The 19737-nt window shown below is 68.5% G+C and carries 17 protein-coding genes; 1 reads left to right on the top strand and 16 read right to left on the bottom strand.

Features of this window, described 5'->3' with window-relative positions; all coding sequences use genetic code 11:
* Positions 1-69: 69 nt before the first annotated feature.
* Together DXV50_RS02700 and DXV50_RS02695 are read right to left on the bottom strand one after the other, a co-directional pair.
* Positions 70-1980 (bottom strand): fructose-1,6-bisphosphatase, encoded by a 1911-nt coding sequence (locus DXV50_RS02700; protein WP_117204673.1) that lies wholly within the window; start codon positions 1978-1980, stop codon positions 70-72.
* Positions 1981-2259: 279 nt separating this feature from the next.
* A complete protein-coding gene (locus DXV50_RS02695; RefSeq protein ID WP_117204672.1) occupies positions 2260-3120 on the bottom strand; it encodes a TrmH family RNA methyltransferase in 861 nt (286 codons plus the stop codon).
* Positions 3121-3237: 117 nt separating this feature from the next.
* Between DXV50_RS02695 and DXV50_RS02690 the strand changes: the two genes are divergently transcribed.
* Complete coding sequence (locus DXV50_RS02690) at positions 3238-4677, top strand: L,D-transpeptidase family protein (protein WP_117204671.1); 1440 nt, start codon at positions 3238-3240, stop codon at positions 4675-4677.
* Between the two features lie 114 nt (positions 4678-4791).
* Here the strand turns inward: DXV50_RS02690 and ffh are convergent, their stop codons facing one another.
* From ffh to DXV50_RS02620, 14 genes are all read right to left on the bottom strand, one after another.
* Positions 4792-6168, bottom strand: coding sequence for a signal recognition particle protein (ffh, locus tag DXV50_RS02685; protein ID WP_117204670.1), 1377 nt, complete (start codon positions 6166-6168; stop codon positions 4792-4794).
* A gap of 3 nt (positions 6169-6171) precedes the next feature.
* Complete coding sequence (ftsY, locus tag DXV50_RS02680) at positions 6172-7071, bottom strand: signal recognition particle-docking protein FtsY (RefSeq protein WP_117204669.1); 900 nt, start codon at positions 7069-7071, stop codon at positions 6172-6174.
* Positions 7071-10610, bottom strand: coding sequence for a chromosome segregation protein SMC (gene smc, locus DXV50_RS02675; protein WP_117204668.1), 3540 nt, complete (start codon positions 10608-10610; stop codon positions 7071-7073). Before smc ends, ftsY begins: the two co-directional genes overlap by 1 nt.
* 42 nt (positions 10611-10652) lie before the next feature.
* The gene (gene rnc, locus DXV50_RS02670; protein WP_117204667.1) at positions 10653-11381 is read right to left on the bottom strand and encodes a ribonuclease III; all 729 of its coding nucleotides are present in this window, start codon (positions 11379-11381) and stop codon (positions 10653-10655) included.
* Between the two features lie 15 nt (positions 11382-11396).
* Positions 11397-11636: an acyl carrier protein gene (locus tag DXV50_RS02665; RefSeq protein WP_117204666.1), complete on the bottom strand. Its 240-nt coding sequence runs from the start codon at positions 11634-11636 to the stop codon at positions 11397-11399.
* A gap of 62 nt (positions 11637-11698) precedes the next feature.
* The gene (gene plsX, locus DXV50_RS02660; RefSeq protein WP_117204665.1) at positions 11699-12688 is read right to left on the bottom strand and encodes a phosphate acyltransferase PlsX; all 990 of its coding nucleotides are present in this window, start codon (positions 12686-12688) and stop codon (positions 11699-11701) included.
* Between the two features lie 99 nt (positions 12689-12787).
* Positions 12788-12967 (bottom strand): 50S ribosomal protein L32, encoded by a 180-nt coding sequence (gene rpmF / locus DXV50_RS02655; RefSeq protein WP_117204664.1) that lies wholly within the window; start codon positions 12965-12967, stop codon positions 12788-12790.
* Between the two features lie 125 nt (positions 12968-13092).
* Positions 13093-13656, bottom strand: a complete 564-nt coding sequence (locus DXV50_RS02650; RefSeq protein ID WP_117204663.1) for a YceD family protein — start codon at positions 13654-13656, stop codon at positions 13093-13095.
* A 6-nt stretch (positions 13657-13662) separates the two neighbouring features.
* Complete coding sequence (locus tag DXV50_RS02645) at positions 13663-14160, bottom strand: ATPase (RefSeq protein WP_117204662.1); 498 nt, start codon at positions 14158-14160, stop codon at positions 13663-13665.
* Between the two features lie 150 nt (positions 14161-14310).
* On the bottom strand, positions 14311-14838 hold the full coding sequence (coaD, locus tag DXV50_RS02640; RefSeq protein WP_269801596.1) for a pantetheine-phosphate adenylyltransferase: 528 nt from the start codon (positions 14836-14838) through the stop codon (positions 14311-14313).
* Complete coding sequence (locus DXV50_RS02635; protein WP_117204661.1) at positions 14835-15416, bottom strand: RsmD family RNA methyltransferase; 582 nt, start codon at positions 15414-15416, stop codon at positions 14835-14837. Before DXV50_RS02635 ends, coaD begins: the two co-directional genes overlap by 4 nt.
* The gene (gene recG / locus DXV50_RS02630; RefSeq protein ID WP_117204660.1) at positions 15413-17575 is read right to left on the bottom strand and encodes an ATP-dependent DNA helicase RecG; all 2163 of its coding nucleotides are present in this window, start codon (positions 17573-17575) and stop codon (positions 15413-15415) included. The genes DXV50_RS02635 and recG overlap by 4 nt, the downstream gene beginning before the upstream one ends.
* A 17-nt stretch (positions 17576-17592) precedes the next feature.
* The gene (locus tag DXV50_RS02625; protein ID WP_117204659.1) at positions 17593-19257 is read right to left on the bottom strand and encodes a DAK2 domain-containing protein; all 1665 of its coding nucleotides are present in this window, start codon (positions 19255-19257) and stop codon (positions 17593-17595) included.
* Between the two features lie 32 nt (positions 19258-19289).
* Positions 19290-19637 carry an Asp23/Gls24 family envelope stress response protein gene (locus tag DXV50_RS02620; protein ID WP_117204658.1) on the bottom strand — a complete coding sequence of 116 codons (348 nt, stop codon included), beginning with the start codon at positions 19635-19637 and terminating at the stop codon, positions 19290-19292.
* Positions 19638-19737: the final 100 nt, after the last annotated feature.

Here is a 19737-nt window from a genome sequence, read left to right as displayed (position 1 = left end):
GTGATACCCAAAACCGCACCCACCTGTCCAGACGCCCTCAATTTGCGGGGCGGGCGCGTCCAGCCCCGGTCAGGCGCCGGTGCGCTCCAGAACCTCGCCGGTGCGGTAGGCGTCAAGCAGGGCCCGCAGGTCGGCGATCTGGCCGCGGATGTCGGCGCCGGTGTCCGTGTCGCCAATGAAGAGCGGCCGCGGGTTTCTCTGGAAGCGGTCGTCGTCGCTCACGATGTCGGCGTTGAGGTCGAGCACGTCGGCGATGGACCCAAAGGGGCGGTGGGCCTTGATGCGCATGCCCTCCGGGTCGGCGATGAGCGTGTAGCCGGCGATGCCCGTCGTGGAGTGGTAGGCCTGGCAGAAGCCGCCGTCGATGACCACCAGCCTGCCCCCGGCCTTGACCGGGCTCTCCCCCGCCGCGGCGTGGACCGGCGTGTGCCCGTTGATGATGACGCCACGCTCCACGTCGGCGCCAAACTCCTCCAGCACGCGGGCGCACATGGCCGGGTCCTCCGTGTGCGAGAAGTACGGGTCGCGCGGCTCCTCCCAGGTGGAGCGGTCGGCAAAGTAGGTCCGCTCGAAGGTCTTGACCACACGGCCGGAAAGCGGCGAGAAGCGCCCGCACCAGAGGTACCACATCCAGTCGAGCGAGACCTGGTCGTGCTCGTGCCAGGCCCGGCGGGCCAGGCGGTCGGCGTAGTCGTAGTAGGCGCGGCCCGAGAGCATCTGGCCCTGGTGGTTGACGGCGCAGAAGCTGCCGTCCTCGTTCATGGGCACGCAGGCGTGGAAGAGCACGTTGCCGTTGTGCACGAGGTAGGTGGAGCCGTGCTCGAAGAGGAAGCCCACGTGGCGGCGCAGCTTGTCGGAGCTTCTCACCGCGTTCATGAGATTGTCCATGACGCGCTGCTCCTCGGGCGTGAGGGCGTAGGGGTCGTCCGCTTCCAGCGTCGGGAAGTCGCGCGTGCGCAGCTCGTACTCGCGGCCGTCCACCACGGCCACCCCGCGCTCGGCGTCCACGTGCTCCAGCAGCAGGCGGTCGTCCATGTGCCAGTTGGGGTGGCGGCGGATGGTCTGCCCCTCCAGCTTGAAGAGGATGACCGAGATGGCCTTCTCAACGGGGCTCATGCCGTCGTCGGCGCGGTAGGTGGCCTCGGCGAAGAGGGCCAGCTCACGCAGGCTGACGCCGTAGGCGCTCTCCAGGATCTTGAGGCTGTCGTAGTGGACGTTGTTGCGGATGACTGCGGCCAGGCACGCGTAGGAGCCCGCCGCAGCGCCCATCCAGACGATGTCGTGGTTGCCCCACTGCACGTCGATGGAGTGGTAGGCCATGAGGCGCTCCATGATCTTGTCAGCGTGCGGCCCTCGGTCGAAGACGTCGCCTACCACATGCAGGTGGTCCACGGCCAGGCGCTTGATGAGCGCGGCCAGAGAGCAGACAAAGTCGTCCGCGCTGCCGGTGTCCACGATGGTGTCGATGATGCGCTGGTGGTAGGCCAGACGCGTCTCGCGCTCGTCGGGGCTGATGTGGAGAAGCTCGTCGATGATGTAGGCGTACGCAACGGGCATGGCCTTGCGCACCTTGGAGCGGGTGTAGGAGCCGGAGAGGCGCCGCGCCAGGCGCACCAGGCGCGTGAGCGTGATGGCGTACCACTCCGAGGTGAGGCGGTCCTGCTCGCGAAGGCGCCTCAGCTTGAGCTCGGGATAGTAGATGAGCGTGCAGAGGTCTGCCTGCTCGTCTCGGGTGAGCTCCATGGCAAAGGCCTGCCCTACGCGCTCGCGGATGACGCCGGAGCAGTTGTTGAGGATGTGCTCGAAGGCCTCGTACTCGCCGTGCACGTCAGAGACGAAGTGCTCGGTGCCCTTGGGCAGGTTGAGAATGGCCTCCAGGTTGATGACCTCGGTGAAGACGGACTGCGTCGTCGGGAACTTCTCGGCGAGAAGCTCCAGGTACTTCCGCTCGGCCGGCGAGCGGCGTGCTAGGTCCTGCATGTGATGTGCCCCTTCCCCATTTGACACGTTGTTTAAGTGTGCCAACTGGTATCACCAGAAGAAACCATCATTCGGCGAGCGGCCCACCAGACAGTGGGGACGTTGTTAGCTGCCTGCCCTCAAATTGGGGACGTGTTCGTTTTTGCGCAAAAAGGGGACACGTTGCCGAGGGGCAGGCAAGCACGGGGCCGCGCAGCCCGCACCTGCACGCAGCCCGAACCTGTCCCAACTTTGCGCAAACTTGAACACGTCCCCAATTTGAGAAGAAGGGTGTCCCCTTTACCTGGTAATTAACAGCGTCCCCCTGTCCGCCCCTGTCCGGAAGAGCTGCCAGAAGGCGACGGCGGAGCTGGCGGCCACGTTCAGGGAGTCCACGCCGCGGGCCATGGGGATGATGAGGGCCTGGTCGCAGGCGGCAAGCGCGGCTTTGGTGAGGCCCCAGCCCTCGCAGCCAAAGAGGAGGGCGCGCTTCTCGCCAAGCCTGGCGCCAAGGCCCGGCGCGTCGATGGGCAGGGCGTCGTCGGTGAGCGCCAGGGCGCTAAGCGAGAAGCCCCGCCCCCGCAGCTCGTCAGCGCAGGCCGCGGGCCACGCGCCGGCCTCCACGCGCGCCCACGGCACCTGGAAGACCGTGCCCATGGAGACGCGCACCGCACGGCGGCAGAGCGGGTCCGCGCAGCGCGGCGAGAGAAGCACGGCGTCTGCCCCCAGCGCCGCCGCGGACCGGAAGAGCGCCCCCACGTTGGTGACGTCCACCAGGTCCTCCAGCACCACCACGTTGCGTGCGCCGTCGAGGACCTCGGCCACGCCGCGCTCGGCCGGCCGGCGGAAGCACGCCAGCAGGCCGCGCGTGACCTTGAAGCCGCACAGACGCTCCAGCTGCTCCTGGGGCAACACGAAGACGGGCACTTCCTCGGGCGCCCGGGCAAAGAGGTCCGCCGCGGAGGCAAGGTGGCTCTCGTCCACCAGGAAGGAGAGCGGCTCCAGGCCCTGGGCCAGCGCGACGTCGATGACGTTTCTGGACTCCGCCACGAGCATCGCCCGCTCAGGCTCCAGGCGGCTCCTCAGCTGGTGCTCGGTCAGGCGGGCGTAGGCGTCAAGCCTGGGGTCGTCCAGGCTCTCAAGGCGCACGGTGCGGGCCATTTGCGCTCCTCTCCTAAAGATTTAACCATTCTCGGACTTTGCGTCCGGGGTCTAGGCTACGATAGCCTGAGCGAATCCGCTCGGGCGGCAGGCGCCCGGAAAGGACCCAAGAACCACATGCCAGCGCACATGTCACCGCAGAAGAACGCCAAGGCAAAGGCGCCCCGGGGCGGCAGCCGCCGCCTCTGGGTAGTGCCCGTCGCCATCGTTGGCGTGACCGCCGCCGTCTACCTGGGCGGCGTTGCCGTCTTCAGCAACGTCTTCATGCCCCAGACCCGCCTGAACGGCCAGGACGTCTCGCTCATGCCGTCCGCAGACGCCGCCGCGCTGGCCGAGGGCCCGCTCTCCTCCTACTCCTTCCGCGTGACCGGCGACGGCCTTGACCTCACGGTCACCGCCGACGAGGCCGGCCTCACCCGCGACGGCCAGGCCATGGCGGCCAAGGCCCTCGCGGCCCAGGGTGCCTGGACGTGGCCGCTTGCCCTTGCGGGCTCGCGCGACCTCGAGGTGGAGTGTCCCGTCACCGCCGACGAGTCCAAGCTGGAGGAGCTTATCGCCAGCGCGGCCCAGGCGGCCGCCGAGACAGACCCTGGCGAGAAGGACATTGCCTTTGACGCGGCCAGCGGCACCTACGTGCTCTCAGACGCTGCCCTGGCGGCCCACGTTGACGCCAGGGCAGCGGCCGCCCACGTGGCCGAGGCCCTGGGCGACATGCCCCAGACCGTCACCCTCGGCGACGAGAGCCTCTCCGGCGGCTCCGAGCTCCATGACGCCCTGACCAGGCTCAACGCCTACGTAGGCGCCACCCAGGCCCTCACGCTCGGCGGCAACCAGGCCGCCACGGTGGACGCCGCGCGCATCGCCGGCTGGCTCAGCCAGGGCGACGACGGCTCCGTCACCCTGGACACGCAGGCCATCGCCGACTGGTGCCACGGCGAGCTCTCCGACCAGCTGGACTCCGTGGGCACCGAGCGCACCTACACCCGCCCGGACGGCAAGGTGGTCACCGTCTCCGGCGGCATCTACGGCTGGTGCATCGACGGCGACGCCCTTGCCGAGCAGATCGCGGCCGCGCTTGAGGCGGGAGCCGCGGGAAGCATCGAGATTCCCTGCACCTCCAGCGCCGCGACCGTCAACCCGCACGGCCAGGACTGGGGCGCCCGCTACATAGACGTCGACCGCACCGAGCAGCACGCCCGCTTCTACGGCGACGACGGCTCCATCATCTGGGAGTCCGACGTGGTCACCGGCCAGCCCAACAAGGGCCACGACACGCCCGCCGGCGTCTGGTCCATCACCAGCCGCGAGCACGGCGACATCAACCTGCGCGGCCCTGTGGGCGACGACGGCGAGCCCGAGTGGGACAGCCACGTGCAGTACTGGATGGGCGTCGTCGGCAGCGCCGTGGGCTTCCACAACGCGCCCTGGCGCTCGCAGTTCGGCGGCAACATCTACACCTGGTACGGAAGCCACGGCTGCATCAACCTCAGCATGGAGAAGGCCGACGAGCTCTACAACGTCATCCAGGTCGGCGACGTCTGCATCGTCCACGACTAGCCAACGACCAGACGGCGAGAGGGGCTTCTCGCCCAAGCAAAATCCCCTGGGCCGCAGGCGCAGCCCAGGGGATTTCTTTCAGACGCTCGTACGCTCAGCCGCAGCCGAGAAGCCCTACCAGCCGCGGCCGCCCATGCCCATGTTGCGCATCATGTTGCCCATGCTGCGGCGGGCCTTCTTGGAGTTGCCGGCAGACATCATGCCGCGCATCTTGCCCATCATCTTGTTCATCTCGCCCCACTGCTTGATGAGCTGGTTGACCTCCTGGACCGAGCGGCCGGAGCCCGCGGCGATGCGCTTGCGGCGCTGGCCGTTGATGACCTTGGGCTTGGCGCGCTCCTCCTTGGTCATGGAGTGGATGATGGCCTCGATGCGCGTGAGCTGGGAGTCGTCCAGGTTGGCGCCGGGCTGCTGTGCCATGGCGCGGTCCATGCCCGGGATCATGCTCGCAATCTTCTGCAGGCCGCCCATCTTGCGTATCTGCTGCATCTGGGCGAGCATGTCGTCCATCGTGAAGCCCTCGCGCAGCATGCGCTCGGCGTCGGCCGCCTGCTGCTCGTCGGCCACCTTCTGGGCCTGCTCGATGATGCCTACCACGTCGCCCATGCCCAGGATGCGCTTGGCCATGCGATCGGGGTGGAAGACCTCCAGCGAGTCGGGCTTCTCGCCCATGGAGACGAACTTGATGGGCTTGCCGGTGACCTCGCGGACCGAGAGCGCGCCGCCGCCGCGGGCATCGCCGTCCAGCTTGGACATGATGACGCCGTCAAAGTCCACGCGGTTGGCAAACTCGGTGACCACGTTGACGATGTCCTGGCCGGTCATGGCGTCCACGACCATGAGAATCTGGTCGGGCTTGACCGCCTGCTTGATGGCGACGGCCTCCTGCATCATCTCCTCGTCGATCTGCAGGCGGCCGGCGGTGTCCACGATGACAATGTCGTTCAGGTGGTCGACGGCCTCCTGGATGGCGCCGGACGCCACCTTGACAGCGTCCTTGCCGTCGCCGCGAAAGACCGAGACGCCGATCTCGCCGCCAAGGGTGGCCAGCTGGTCGGCCGCGGCCGGGCGGTGCGTGTCGCAGGCGGCCAAAAGCGGGCTGTGGCCCTGGCTCTTGAGGAGGTAGGCCAGCTTGGCGGAGGCGGTGGTCTTGCCGGAGCCCTGCAGACCCACCATCATGATGACGTTGGGCGTGCGGTTCTGGGCCAGGACCAGCTTGGACTCGGTGGAGCCCAAAAGCTGCGTGAGCTCGTCGAGCACGATGCGCACGACGTTCTGGGAGGGCGTCAGGGAGTCCAGGACCTCGGAGGCCATGCACTTCTCCTTGCAGCGTCCCACGAACTGCTTGACCACGCGGAAGTTGACGTCTGCCTCGAGAAGCGCCATGCGGATCTCGCGCATGGCGAGGTTGATGTCGTCCTCAGTCAGACGTCCCTTGCCGCGCAGCTTGTCGAAGGTGTCCTGAAGACGGTCGGAGAGCGAGTTGAACATGCGTTACATCCCTTCACCAACGAGCGCGGCACAGAAGTCGTGCGCGTCGAAGGACTGCAGGTCGTCGATGGACTCGCCCACGCCGATGCGGTAGATGGGCAGGCCCAGCTGGCTTGAGACGGCAAGGGCAATGCCACCCTTTGCGGTGCCGTCGAGCTTGGTGATGATGAGGCCGTCGAGGTCAAGGGCGTCGTTGAACTCCTTGGCCTGATTGAGACCGTTCTGGCCGGTGGTGGCGTCGATGACGAGGACCACGCTCACGGGCATCTTGGCACGCTTGCGGGTGACGTTGACCACCTTGGCGAGCTCCTGCATGAGGTCCGCGGAGGTGTGCAGGCGGCCGGCCGTGTCGATGAGCACGAGGTCGGAGTCCCGGCGCTCGGCCTCCTCGATGACGTCGTAGCAGACGCTCGCCGGATCGCAGCCGCGCTCGCGCGTGATGACGTCCACGCCAGCGCGCTCGCCCCAGACCTCGAGCTGCTCGATAGCCGCGGCACGGAAGGTGTCGGCGCCGCCCAGAAGGACGCGCCTGCCCTCCCCCGCCGCGCAACCGGCGAGCTTTCCGCAGGTAGTGGTCTTGCCGGCGCCGTTGATGCCCACAAAGAGCACGCAGGACGGCACGTCGTCAAAGGGGTCGCGCTCGGGCGTGGGAAACTCGGCGGCCAGGCGGTCGGCCAGGGCGCCCTTGAGCTGGTTCGCACGGGTGAGACCCTTCTTCGCGGCAAGCTCCCTCAGGTCGTCTGAGACGCGCAGGGCAAGCTCGGCGCCCATGTCGCCCATGACGAGGGTGTCCTCGAGGTCCTCCCAGAAGGACTCGTCCACCTCGCCGCCCATGTAGAAGACCTCGGAGATGGCCTCGCGGGACCGCTCGAGGCCGTGCTTCAGGCTGTCAAGAAAGCCCATCAGGCATCAACCACCTTTCCGGTTGCCTGGTCAAGTCTCTGCGAGACGACGTGGCTCACGCCGTCCGCCTGCATGGAGACGCCGTAGAGGACGTCTGCCTGCTCCATCGTGCGCCTCTGGTGCGAGATCACGATGAGCTGGGTGGTCTCCTTGAGCTGCTCGATGGCGTCGAGCAGCTTGGAGAGGTTGGAGTCGTCGAGCGCCGCCTCAACCTCGTCGAAGACGTAGAACGGCACCGTGCGCACGCGGTAGACGGCAAACAGCAGCGCCAGGGCCGTGAGGCTCTTCTCGCCGCCGCTCATGAGCATCATCTTGGAGATGCGCTTGCCACGCGGCTGGGCCACGATCTCGATGCCGGTCTCGGCCAGGTTGTCGGGGTCGGTCATCTCGATGTGGGCAGTTCCGCCGGGGAACAGCAGCGAGAAGATCTCACCGAAGTTCTGGTTGACCTTGTCGAAGACCACGAGGAAGCGGTTGCGCATCTTGCGGTCGATGGCGGCGTTGATCTTGCGCAGCGAGTTGCGGGCACCCTCGAGGTCCTCCACCTGCTCGGAGATGTAGTCCGCGCGCTCCTTGAGGCGCAGGTACTCGTCCATGGCCACCTCGTTGACGGGGCCGATGCCCTCGATCTGGCGGCGCAGAGACGCCACCTGGCGCTCGGCGACCTCGCGGTCATCCGGCGCCGGGATCTTAAGCGCCTCGTCCAGGATGGCGCCGGTGGCCGTGATGGCGTTGATGGCGCCCTCCACCTGGACCTCGAGCTTGCCCTTGTCCACGCGGACGTCCGCCGCGGCGGTCTTGGCGCGCTCCAGCTCCGCGCTGGCGGCGTTGACGGCCTCCTTGGCCTCGCCGATGGTGCGCTTGAGGGAGTCGGAGTCCGCCTCGGCCAAAGACGCGCGGTCCTTGAGGCGTGCCGCCCAATCAAGGGCGCGCTCGCGGATGGCCTGGTAGCGGTCGTGCAGCGGGTCAACGCGCAGGCGCACCACGTCCAGCGAGCGGCTTGCGCGCTCCGTGGCGGAGATCTTCTGCTCGAGCTCGGAGACGCGAGACATGCAGTCTGCCGTGCGGGTGCGCAGGTTGGCCACGCGCTCCTTGGCCATGGCCAGCTCAAGGCGGGCGTCGGAGAGCTCGTGGTTGGCACGTCCCGCCTCGCGGGCGGCCTCCTGCTGCTCGCCGGAACGCTGCTTGAGCTCCTCGCCCAGGGCCTCGGCGCGCTGGGTAGCGGCGCGGGCGGCGCTGCGGTGCTCCTCGATGTGCTCGCGGGCCTCCGCGGCACGGGCCTGGGAGGCCTCGCGCTTCTTGGTCACCTGGGCCTTCTCGGAATTGGCGGAGTTGAGCTGGGCCTGCAGGCGGCCGCGCTCGGAGGTGACGGAGGTGAGCTCGCCGGAGAGGCGGGCGACGTCGCCCTTTGCGGCGGCCTGCGCGTCGCGGGCCTCAGCAAGCGCGAGCTCCGCGGCGTGGACGGCCTCGCCAGCGGCGTCCAGCGCCTCCTCGAGCTCGGGCATTCCGGAGGCAAGCGAGCGGATGCGGCGCTTGCGCTCAAGGGCGCCGGCCTCGTTGGAGGGCACGGTGCCCACGTGGACGCGACCGTCCGGCAGCACCACGACGCCGTCTTCGGTGACGTAGGTGAGGGCGGGCGCCTGCTGGTGGGCGGCCACGGCGGCAGCCGCGCCCTCGACCAGGCGGACGTCCCCCAGAAGCGCTGTGAGCACGCCGCGGGCCTCGTCGGCTATGCGCAGGCGAGAGACGAGCGGCTCTCCGGGCGCGCCCTCGGGGGCGGCGGCGCGGGCGACGTCGCGGGCAATGACCGTGGCGCGGCCGTCCACGCCGTCAAGCGCGAGTGCCGCCTCGGCAAGGCGCCCGGCAGACTCGGCGTCTGCCACCACGAAGGCGGCGAGGTCGTCGCCAAGCAGGCGCTCCACCAGGCCCTCGACCTCCGGCGTGGCGTCGATGAGGTCGGCCAGGCGGCAATCGGAGGCGCCGGCCTCCTCGGTCTTTGCGAGCTTGGCCACGAGGGGGCTGGCCTTCTCCACGTCCGCGTCCACGGAGCGCAGGGCCTCCAGGGTGGCCTGGGCGCTGGAGAGGCGCTGGCGGCAGGCCGCCTCCTCGCGGCGGGCGTCCTTCACCGCCATGTCGCGCGCGGGCACCGAGGCGGCCAGCTCCTGGGCCAGCTCCTGGGCGCCGGCAAGCTCGTCCTCGAGCTCCTCGGCGCGCTGCAGGCGCTCCACCAGGGCCTCCTCGGCCGTGCGCACGGCCTCGTCGAGCTGCGCCAGACGAGAGGCGAACATCTGGTCCTCGACCTCGGCGTTTCCGATTTGGTCCTCGAGCTTGGCGTAGGCCAGGGTCTGCCTGTCGGACTCACTGCGGGCGCTTCTCTCCTCGGCGGTCAGGCGGCCGATCTGGGCGTCGAGCTCGCGGCGGCGGTCGGAGGCGGCGTGGGCCGCGTCGGAGAGGTCGGAGACCTTGGTGCGCAGGTCGGCCTCGCGCACGGTGGTGTCGGAGAGCTCGCCGGCAAGGCGCTCGTGCTCCAAGAGGGCGTCGGCGCGCTGCTTCTCCATGACGGAGAGCTGCATGCGCATCTCGGAGAGGCGCGAGACCATGTTCTTGCCCTTCTCCTCGAGAAGGCGCATGTCGGAGTCCATCCGGCCGAGGATGTCCTGCATGCGGCGGCGCTGCTCGCCGAGGTCTCCCACGAAGAGGCCCTTCTGCTCGAGGAGCGACTGGAGCTTCTCGAGCTCGCGGCTCTTCTCGTCAAAGCGGTACTGGGCAAGCTCGATGGCGGCGTCCGCCTCCTTGCCGCGGCCCTCCAGGCGAACGTAGGACTGCTGGAGCTGGCGCAGGTCGTCCACGGCCAGCTGGATGGTGAGCTCGGAGAGCTGGGAGTTGAGCTCGCGGGCGCGCTTGGCCTTGTCGACCTGGCGCTCGAGCGGCTTGAGCTGGCGGGAGATCTCGCGCGAGAGCACCTTGGCGCGGGCGAGGTTCTCGTCCATGGAGGCGAGCTTGCGCATGCTGCGCTGCTTGCGGCGGCGGTGCTTGGAGATGTCCGCGGCCTCCTCGATGAGCTCGCGGCGCTCCTCGGGGCGGCTGGAGAGGATGGAGTCCAGCTTGCCCTGGGAGATGATGGAGTGGGTGTCCTTGCCCAGGCCGGAGTCGTGCAGGATGTCCTGGACGTCCATGAGGCGGCTGGGGGCGCCGTTGATGAGGTACTCGGACTCTCCCGAGCGGTACATGCGGCGGGTGATGCCCACCTCGGAGAAGTCGATGGGCAGCGTGTGGTCAGAGTTGTCGAGCACGAGGGTCACCTCGGCCACGCCGACGGCCCCGCGCGCGGAGGAGCCCGAGAAGATGACGTCCTCCATGGCCTGGCCGCGCAGCATCTTTGCGCTCTGCTCGCCCAGGACCCACAGGATGGAGTCGGACACGTTGGACTTGCCCGAGCCGTTGGGCCCCACCACCACGGTGAGGCCCGGGTCAAAGACCATCTGGGTCTTGTCGGCAAAGGACTTGAAGCCCTTGAGCGTGAGTGACTTGAGATACACGGCCTGGTGCCTTTCGTGCGTCCGAGCTGCGATTGGTTTGCGCTAGTTGGTGATGCCCTCGCCCTCGAAGTCCTCCGGGGCGTTGTAGCCCATGCGCACGAGGGCGTCAGCCGCCGCCGCGCTCTCAGAGGACTTCTTGGAGGAGCCCTGGCCCTTGCCCACGCGGCGTCCATCCACCATGACCACAGAGGTGAAGGTGGGGTCGTGCGCCGGACCCTCCTCACCCAGGAGCTTGTACTCCGGGGCGCAGTGCATGTCTCGCTGGACGACCTCCTGGATGCGGGACTTGGGGCTTATGGGCTTGCGGGCGAGCTCCGGGGACATGTGGGGCTCCAGGGTGCGCAGGACGAAGTCGTGCGTCACGTCAAAGCCCGCGTCCAGGTAGAGGGCGCCCACGATGGACTCGTAGACGTTCTCGAGCGCGGAGTGCATGCCGCGCGCCCCGGTGCCGCGCTCGGACTCGCCCATGAGGATGAGCGGGGCCAGGCCCAGCTGCTCTGCCACCGGCGAGAGCATCTGGCCCGAGACGAGCGAGATCTTGAGCTGCGTGAGCTGGCCCTCGTCCATGCCCGGGAAGCGCTCGAAGAGGTCGGTGGCCACCATGGCCCCCAGGATGGAGTCTCCCAGGAACTCGAGGCGCTCGTAGGAGGCCGAGACGGGCCTTCCCTCCACGGCGGAGGGGTGCGTGAGGGCGGAGGCTATGAGGTTCTTGTCGGCAAAGACGTGGTCGACGATGCGCTCGGCCTCGGCGATTCTCTTGTGCATCTTCAAGGGCGTGCCCCCGGCCTAGAGCTCGGCGGCGATGGCGTCGACGGCCTGGCCGATGGTGGCGATGGACTGGACGGCGTCGTCGTCAAACTGCATGTCGAGCTCATCCTCGAGGGCGGTCACAAGCTCCAGGAGGTCAAAGGAGTCGGCGCCGAGGTCCTTGAAGCTGGTCTGCTCGGTGAGCTCGGTGCCATCGGCGATGTCCAGCGTGTCATTGACGACCTCGATGACCTTCTGAAGAATGGCGTCACGGTCCATGGTTCCTCCTTGGATGGGGCGCGTGCCCCGGGTGAGTTGAGTTAGCCCTTTGATTCTACCCGTTAGCCCGCGATCTCGCAGGCCTGGGCGATCTTCTCGCAGAGGTTGGCGCGGGCGTATGCGGCGCAGGAGAGCGTTCCGGCGCAGACGGCCTCGGCGGAGGTGGCGCCATGGCCCTTGACCACGGGGGCGCGCAGGCCCAGCAGGATGGCGCCGCCGTACTCGGCGCCGGAGAGCTCGCCCGCCATGGCCTTGAGCGGGCCGGCGAGAAGCGCGGCGCCCAGCTTGGCGCCCAGCGAGCCCTTCATGGCGGCCTTCACGCGCGAGAGCACGAACTTGCCGGTGCCCTCGATGGTCTTGAGGCAGACGTTGCCGGTGAAGCCGTCGCAGACGATGACGTCAAAGCGGTCTCCCAGGACGTCCGTGCCCTCCGCGTTTCCCGCAAACCCGCAGCTGCCGTTGGCCAGGGCCTCGTGGTAGGCAAGGGCCATCTCGGAGCCCTTGGTGTCCTCGCTTCCGTTGCACAGAAGCCCCACGCGCGCGTCGGAGACGCCCAGGGCAACCTCGGCAAAGGCGCGTCCCATGTGGGCGAACTGTACCATGACCTCGGGCTTGACGTCCGCGTTTGCGCCCATGTCCAAAAAGATGGTCTTGTGGCTGCCCAGGCCCGGGAAGGGCAGGGAGAGCGCCGGGCGCTTGACGCCCTTGATGCGGCCAACGCCAAAGGTGGCGGCGGTGAGCACGGCGCCGGTGGAGCCGGCCGAAAAGAGGCCGTCCGCCTCGCCGGCGCGCACGGCGGCCGCCGCACGGACGATGGAAGCGTCCTTCTTCTGGCGCACGGCGCTTGCAGGGTGCTCGGCCATGCCGATGACCTCGGTGGTCACCAGGGCGCGGGCGCGCTCGTGGGAGGCGCAGTAGGGCTCCACGACGTCGGCCGAGCCGGCGAGAAGCACGCAGAGGTCGGGGTCCTTCTCCAGAGCGCGGGTCACGCCCTCCAGAAGGACCTCGGGCTCCTTGTCGGCACCCATGACGTCGACGCAGATGGTGGTCATGCTCTCTCCTTCCTCCGCGCGCCCCGGGGGCCGCGCCTCGTAGCTAAACAAAAGAGGCCGACCATGCGGCCGGCCTCTCTAGCATGCTGTGTGATGTCACTACTCGGTGACGACGACCTCACGGTCCTTATAGAACCCGCAGTTGGGGCACACGTGATGCGGGAGCTTGGGAGCGCCGCACTGGGGGCAAACGGAACGAGAGGGCATCTCGAGCTTCATGTTTGCGGAACGACGGGTGTGGGTGGCGCCGCGGCCCTTCTTTTGCTTGGGTACTGCCATGTTGAACTCCTCTTAATCCTTCCAACGCCGCCGCAAGGAAACGCGTGACGTCCTTTCACCAAAAATCATGCGTTGACCACTATAACACGCCTTGGAGAGAAATGCACCCCATCGGCAATTCTCCATTACGCGTCCTTGCCATCATCCCCCTGGTCGAGGTTGAGGCCGGCGAGGGCGGCAAAGGGGCTGGCGGCCATGCGCTCGGCCTCGCGCTGGGCGGCGTGCCCGCAGTCCTCCTCGTTGAGGTTGGCGCCGCAGACCGGGCAGAGGCCGCGGCAGTCCTCGCGACACAGAACCACGAAGGGGGTCTCCATCACCAGGGCCGAGAGGAACGCGTCGGAGAGGTCGATGGTGTGGTCCTCCGAGACGAGGGAGAACTCCACGTCGTCGTCCTCGCCCTCAACGTGCTCAGGCTCCTCGAAGAGGTAGTACTCGTCCACCTCGGCGGAGACGTCGAACTCGGCGTCCTCCAGGCAGCGGTCACAGGTGCCCTTGACGTGGGCGCGCAGGATGCCGCTGGCCAGGATGCCCTCGCCCGCGTTGGTGAGGGCGATGTCGAAGTCGATGCCCCCCGGCAGGGTGAAGTCCTGGCCCAGCGTGTAGCCGGTCTCGTCCAGGTGGCCCGCCCAGGGCAGGGTGTCACCGGGGTTGGCGAGGCGCTCGTCGAGCGCGAAGATTATGGGCTGCATGGCGCGCTACCAGGGGACGTTGTTGGTGGTGTTGCGCGGGCCGGAGTTCTCGTCGAGCGTCTGGCGCACGCGTGTCACCGTGTTGGTCAGCGACTTGAGGTTCTCCTCGAGGTGGGCCAGGACCGTGTCGGCGTACTCCTCAGCGTTGTAGCGGGTGTCGCGCTCGTACTGGTCGGCCTGGTCGCGGATGGCGTCGGCCTGCTGCTGGGCAAGGCGGACGACCTCCTGGTCACCGGCGAGGATCATGGCCTGCTGCTGGGCGTCGGCGATGATGGAGTTGGCCTGCTGCTGGGCGCGGTCCAGGGTCTCCTGCTCCTCCTTGATGATGCGACGGGCGGTCTGGAACTCGTCCGGGAAGACGCTGCGCATCTCGTCCAGGATCTCGTAGAAGTCATTGACCTCGATGATCTTCCTGCCGGCACCACCGGTGAGGGGGCTCTTGGCCTCCTCGAGCAGCTGCTCCATCTCGTCGACGAGCTGGGCGATCTCTGCACCTGGCTCCATCCAGGTCTCCTTTCGAATCAACGTGCAAGCGCCCGCCGGGCGGCACGAGGCCAAGCCCCGCGGGCAGTAGTGTTCTTCATCCTAGCAGATTGGGGCGCTGCCGCCCAAACCTCACGGCAACGACAGGAACGGACCTGCGGCCCCGTCCGGCTAGGCGCAGTAGTGCTCCCTGAGGCGCTGGTTCACGCAGGGCGGGACCAGGCTGCTCACGTCGGACCCCATGGAGGAGATCTCCCTCACGATGGAGGAGCTCACGTAGCCGTACTTGGGGTTGGACATGACGAAGACGGACTCTATGTCAGGCGCCATGTGGCAGTTGAGGTCCGCTTGCTGCAGCTCGTACTCAAAGTCGGTCATGGCGCGCAGGCCCTTGACCACGCCCAGGGCGCCGATCCCGTGGCAGAAGTCCACAAGCAGCCCGGTGAAGGGCAGGACCTCGACGTCGGAGAGGCCCTCCTCGGCAAGCGCCTGGCGCAGCATCTCCACGCGCTCCTCCAGGGTGAAGGCGGTGCCGCGTCCGCGCTTGTTGACCGAGGCCGCCACGGCCACGGTGACGCGCGGGAAGAGCTTGCGCGTGCGGCTGATGACGTCCATGTGGCCTAGGGTCACCGGATCGAAGGTGCCCGGCACCACCACGTGGTCGATGCGGGCGGCGCCCGTCTGCTCGGTCGTGCTCACTTGGGGTCCTCCTCATATACGTGCAGGTCTACCGCGGTGATGCCGCGGGTCTTGGTCTTTGCCAGGGCAAGGCCGGGGCAGTCAAGCCCCTCCGCCTTGGAGGAGCGCTCGTACACCACGATGGCGCCGCGCTCGAGCTGTCCCGAGCTGGCGAGAAGCCCCACCAGCCTGGAAACCTCGCCGGCATCAAGGGCGTAGGGCGGGTCCAGGAACACCACGCCGAAGGGTGCGCCCGGAAGGCTCCTCTCGCAGAGCCTGAGGGCGTCTCCGCCAAGGGCGCTCACCTCGCCGGGGGCGGCACCCAGCGTGGAGGCCGTGCGCTTGATGCGCGCCACGGCGCGCCGGTCGCGGTCCAGGAAGGTGGCCCGGGCGGCGCCGCGGGAGAGCAGCTCCAGGCCCATGGCGCCCGACCCGGCAAAGGCGTCCAGCACAGACGTGCCGGAGAGGTCCAGCCCCGCCGCGGAGAGAATCATGGAGGCTATCTGCTCGCGCGTGCGGTCCGTCGTGGGCCGCGTGACGTCGCGCCCGTCCGGGGCCTCTATCTGCCTGCCCCTCCACTTGCCGCCTACGATCCTCATGCTCTCTCCAACTCCTCGAAGTACTCGTGAAACCTGTCTCGCGCCTCCAGCGCGAGGGGGCGGTCCTGCGCCCGCGTGAGGGCGGGGTCGGCCTCGGCCAGGGCCCGCGCATCCTCGTGGGCCCACTCGACGAGGTCCGCGTCGGTGGCCAGGTCCACCAGCCTGAGCGTGACGCCGCCGTGCTGGCGCAGGCCCAGCACGTCTCCCTCGTGGCGAAGCTTGAGGTCCAGCTCGGCCAGCTCGAAGCCGTCCGAGGTGGCCTCCAGCGCCTGGAGCCGCCTTCTGGCGACGCTTCCGCGCTTTGCCGCCGCGCTCAGGAAGACCGTGCCGGCGAGGTCTCCCCTGCCGACGCGGCCGCGCAGCTGGTGGAGGGTGGCCAGGCCAAAGCGGTCGGCGTCCAGCACCACCATGACCGTGGCGTTGGGCACGTCCACGCCCACCTCGACGACGGTGGTGGAGACCAGGACGTCGGTCGCCCCCTCGCGGAAGGCGGCCATGGCCTCGTCCTTCTCGCCCGCGCCCATGCGGCCGTGGAGAAGCCCCACGGCAAGGCCGGGCAGGACGGAGGCGGCCAGGGTCTCGGTCGTGTGGGTGGCCGAGTGGAGGAACTTTGCCGCGCAGGTTGCCTGCTCGGGCACGTCCTCCAGCTCGGAGCCGTCATCGGCGTCGTCCACAAGGGGGCAGATGACGTAGGCCTGCTGGCCCGCGGCCACGGCGTCGCGCACGGCTCCCCAGGCCAGGTCCAGGTTGTCGGGGGTCACCACCTTGGTGGAGACGCCGGCGCCCGCCCGAGGCCGGTGCCTGATCTGGCTGAGCGAGACGTCGCCGTAGACCGAGAGCGCCAGGGTGCGCGGGATGGGCGTGGCCGTCATGGCCAGCATGTCCGCGCCCGGCCCCTTGCGCCGCAGGGCCGCGCGCTGGTCCACGCCAAAGCGGTGCTGCTCGTCGATGACCGCAAGCGTCAGGGCAGAGAAGCTCACCGAGTCCGAGATGAGCGCCGTGGTGCCAAAGGTGACCGAGATGGCGCCGGACGCAATGCCCTCATGGGCGCGGGCGCGCTCGTCGGGCGGCGTAGAGCCCGTGAGCAGGCACCACGTGACGCCCGCGGCATCGAGCAGCGGGCCCAGCTTCTGGGCGTACTGCGCCGCCAGGACGGAGGTGGGCGCCATCATGGCGGCTTGGGTGCCGGTGTCTGCCGCGGCGGCCAGCGCCATGGCGGCGACGGCCGTCTTGCCCGTGCCGACGTCTCCGAGCAGCAGGCGGTTCATGACATGAGGGGCGGCCATGTCGGCCAGAATCTGGTCCACGGCCTGGCACTGCTCGGCCGTAAGCGAGAAGGGCAGCGCCGCCGCGAGGGCGTCCAGGTGCGGCCCGTCGGTCACGTGGGCGGTTGGCGTCACGCCCGCAAGCTCCACGCTCTGGCGGGTGAGAAGGGCCACCTGCAGGCAGAGCAGCTCGTCGTAGGCAAGCCGGCGCCGGGCGCGCTCCGCGGCCGCCATGCTGGAGGGAAAGTGCACCTCTCGCAGGGCGCGGCCGAGGCCCATGAGGGAGTGGTCGGCCACCAGGCGCGCGGGCAGCCAGTCGCAGACGTCGCCCACGTCGGCCAGGGCGGCGGAGACCATGCGGCGCATCCATGCCAGGGCGACGCCCTCCCCCACCGGGTGGACCGGCAGCACGCGGGCGTACGAGGAGGCCTGGTCCGCAGGGCCAAGGACCTCGTGGAAGGGGGCCTTCATCTGCTTGAATCCATACGAGAAGGTTACCTTGCCGGAAAGCGCGACGGCGTCTCCGACCTTGACCTGCTCGGCAATCCACGGCTGGCGGAAGAACGTGGCCACGAGGAGGCCCGTCTCGTCCACCACCGTGAGCTCGACGATCTGCATGCGGGGGCGCGGGCGCTTGAGCTGGACCTTGTCCACGCGACCGACCACCGTGGCGTCCTGCCCCACGTCAGCGAAGGCGATCTTGCTCACGCGGCTGAAGTCCAGGTAGCGGTGGGGCACGTGCAGCAGCAGGTCACGGACGCGAGAGACGCCCAGGCGCTCCAGGGCCTCCGCCCGTGAGGACGAGACAAACCGCAGCCTCGACACAGGGTCAGAGAGGGCGCAGGTTCTCTGCACCCTCTCTGAGGCGGTTCCTATGCTGGGTCCGGCGGCCACGCGGCGTGGGCCCTTGTCTACTCGATGGAGAAGATCACGGGGTAGAGGGGCTGCTCGCCACGGTGGGAGTCAATCTCCAGGTCGGGCTGGGCCTCCTCGATGCGGGCGATGAGGGCCTCGAAGGACTTGTCGTCCATGTCGGAGCCGGCGAGGATGGTGAGGGAGTCGCCCTCCTCGTCCTCCTGCATCTTGTTGATGAGCTCGATGGTGACGTCGGCCACGTCGGAGCCCACCACGTCGATGGAGCCGTCCTGGATGCCCATGACGTCGCCGTCGTGGATGGGCGTGCCATCGGAGGCGGAGGAGTCGCGCACGGCGCGGGTGACCTCGCCGCCGCGGACGTCGGCGATGGCCTCGGTCATGGCCTCGGCGTTCTCCTCGAGGGAGGCCTCGGCGTCCACAGCGAACATGGCGCTGAAGGACTGCAGCACGGTCTTGGTGGGAACGACGGCCACCTGGGCGGACTCGCACGCGGTGGCGGCAGCCTCGGAGGCCATGCGGATGTTGCCGTTGTTGGGCATGACGATGACGCTCTCGGCGTTGGCCTCCTCGATGGCGGCAAGGATGTCGGCCGTGGAGGGGTTCATGGTCTGCCCGCCGGAGACGACGACGTCGACGCCCAGGGACTTGAGGATGGACTCCTCGCCGGAGCCGGCGGCCACGGCCACGAAGCCCAGCGGCTTCTTGGGGGCCTTCTCGGCGGCCTTGTCCGCGGCAATCTTGGCGGTGCGGTCGGCGGCCTCCAGGTCCATGTTGTGGATGAAGACCTCGAAGATCTGGCCGTAGCCGAGCATGTACTCAAGGACGCGGTTGGGCTCGTTGGAGTGGACGTGGACCTTGTAGTCGGGGTAGGAGCCCACGACGAGCTCGCAGTCGCCGAGGGTGGCCAGGAAGGTCAGGGCCTCGTCGGGGTCGAAGGGCTTCTCGGCGTGGAAGAGGAACTCGTTGCAGTAGCGGTACTCGGAGCCCTCCCAGTCGTCGTTGAGCTCGATCTGAACCTTGGAGGAGACGCCGGCCTTGGCGTCATCGGTGGCGACGGTGGGGTCGAAGTCGGTGAGCTCGCCCGCCTTGCCGGCGGCGGCGTTGACGAAGGCCTCCAGGAAGGTGGCGAAGCCGTAGGCGCCGGAGTCCACCACGCCGTTCTCCTTGAGGACGGGCAGCAGGTCGGGCGTGCGGGCCACGGACTCGTAGGCCTCCACGACCAGGGCGTCCAGCATCTCCATGGTGGACATCTTGGACTTCTCGAGCTTGTCCGCACGGTTGGAGACGTCGCGCAGGACGGTGAGGATGGTGCCCTCGACCGGCTTGCGGACGGCCTTGAAGGCGACCTTCACGCCGCGGCGGAACGCGTGGGCAACGTCGGCGGGGGTAGGCTCCTCCTGGTTCTTGGCGTCGCACAGGCCCTCGGCGATGCCACGCAGGATCTGGCTGGTGATGACGCCGGAGTTGCCGCGGGCGCCCATGAGGGAGCCGTGGGTGATTGCCTTGGCGATGTCCTCCATGGAGGCGTCGGCGGAAAGGGCCTGGACCTCCTTGACGACAGTGCCGAGGGTGAGGGACATGTTGGTGCCCGTGTCTCCGTCGGGGACGGGGAAGACGTTGAGCTTGTTGATGTCCTCGGCCTTGTCGGCCACGACCTTGGCGGCCGCGGGGAAGCACGTGCGGATGACGGAAGAGATCATCTGGAGAAACCTCGGTTCTGTGGTCGGTGAGCCTAGCGGGAAGCGCGCAGGCCCTCGATGTGCACCTTGACGTCGACGCTCTGGAGCTCGGCGATCTGCTTGACGAGGTGGGTAACGGAGCTCGTCAGGTTGCGGACGACGGACGCCATGTTGACGCCCTGCTCGACGATGACGTGCATGTCGATGGTGACGCGGCCGTCGCAGGCGGCGACGTCGATGCCCTTGCGGATGCGGGCGCTGGGCAGCAGGCGGGCGACGCCGGCCTCCTGGTCGATCTCGGCCATGCCGACGACGCCGTAGCACTCGAGGGCGGCATAGCCCGCGAGGTCGGCAATGCAGTCATTGGACACACGAAGCGTTCCTGGAACGGCACCAGACATGAGGTCTCCTCTCGCTGAGTGACACCGTGATAGCGGCTGAATCTCAAAGAGTATAGCGCAGGCCGGCCTCTCGGCGAGCGTGTCGCGCCCAGACGCGAGC

The sequence above is a fragment of the Paratractidigestivibacter faecalis genome (genome assembly GCF_003416765.1).
GTDB classification, from domain to species: Bacteria; Actinomycetota; Coriobacteriia; order Coriobacteriales; family Atopobiaceae; genus Paratractidigestivibacter; species Paratractidigestivibacter faecalis.
The sequence above is the reverse complement of the archived record's forward strand: the minus strand, read 5'-3'. Positions and strand labels throughout refer to the sequence as shown.

Excerpts from the sequence above, each read along its gene's own strand:
- DXV50_RS02700 (WP_117204673.1), bottom strand. The coding sequence starts at position 1,980 with ATGCAGGACCTAGCACGCCGCTCGCCGGCCGAGCGGAAGTACCTGGAG.
- DXV50_RS02695 (WP_117204672.1), bottom strand. The coding sequence starts at position 3,120 with ATGGCCCGCACCGTGCGCCTTGAGAGCCTGGACGACCCCAGGCTTGAC.
- DXV50_RS02690 (WP_117204671.1), top strand. The coding sequence starts at position 3,238 with ATGCCAGCGCACATGTCACCGCAGAAGAACGCCAAGGCAAAGGCGCCC.
- ffh (WP_117204670.1), bottom strand. The coding sequence starts at position 6,168 with ATGTTCAACTCGCTCTCCGACCGTCTTCAGGACACCTTCGACAAGCTG.
- ftsY (WP_117204669.1), bottom strand. The coding sequence starts at position 7,071 with ATGGGCTTTCTTGACAGCCTGAAGCACGGCCTCGAGCGGTCCCGCGAG.
- DXV50_RS02665 (WP_117204666.1), bottom strand. The coding sequence starts at position 11,636 with ATGGACCGTGACGCCATTCTTCAGAAGGTCATCGAGGTCGTCAATGAC.
- plsX (WP_117204665.1), bottom strand. The coding sequence starts at position 12,688 with ATGACCACCATCTGCGTCGACGTCATGGGTGCCGACAAGGAGCCCGAG.
- rpmF (WP_117204664.1), bottom strand. The coding sequence starts at position 12,967 with ATGGCAGTACCCAAGCAAAAGAAGGGCCGCGGCGCCACCCACACCCGT.
- DXV50_RS02650 (WP_117204663.1), bottom strand. The coding sequence starts at position 13,656 with ATGCAGCCCATAATCTTCGCGCTCGACGAGCGCCTCGCCAACCCCGGT.
- DXV50_RS02645 (WP_117204662.1), bottom strand. The coding sequence starts at position 14,160 with ATGGAGCCAGGTGCAGAGATCGCCCAGCTCGTCGACGAGATGGAGCAG.
- DXV50_RS02635 (WP_117204661.1), bottom strand. The coding sequence starts at position 15,416 with ATGAGGATCGTAGGCGGCAAGTGGAGGGGCAGGCAGATAGAGGCCCCG.
- DXV50_RS02625 (WP_117204659.1), bottom strand. The coding sequence starts at position 19,257 with ATGATCTCTTCCGTCATCCGCACGTGCTTCCCCGCGGCCGCCAAGGTC.
- DXV50_RS02620 (WP_117204658.1), bottom strand. The coding sequence starts at position 19,637 with ATGTCTGGTGCCGTTCCAGGAACGCTTCGTGTGTCCAATGACTGCATT.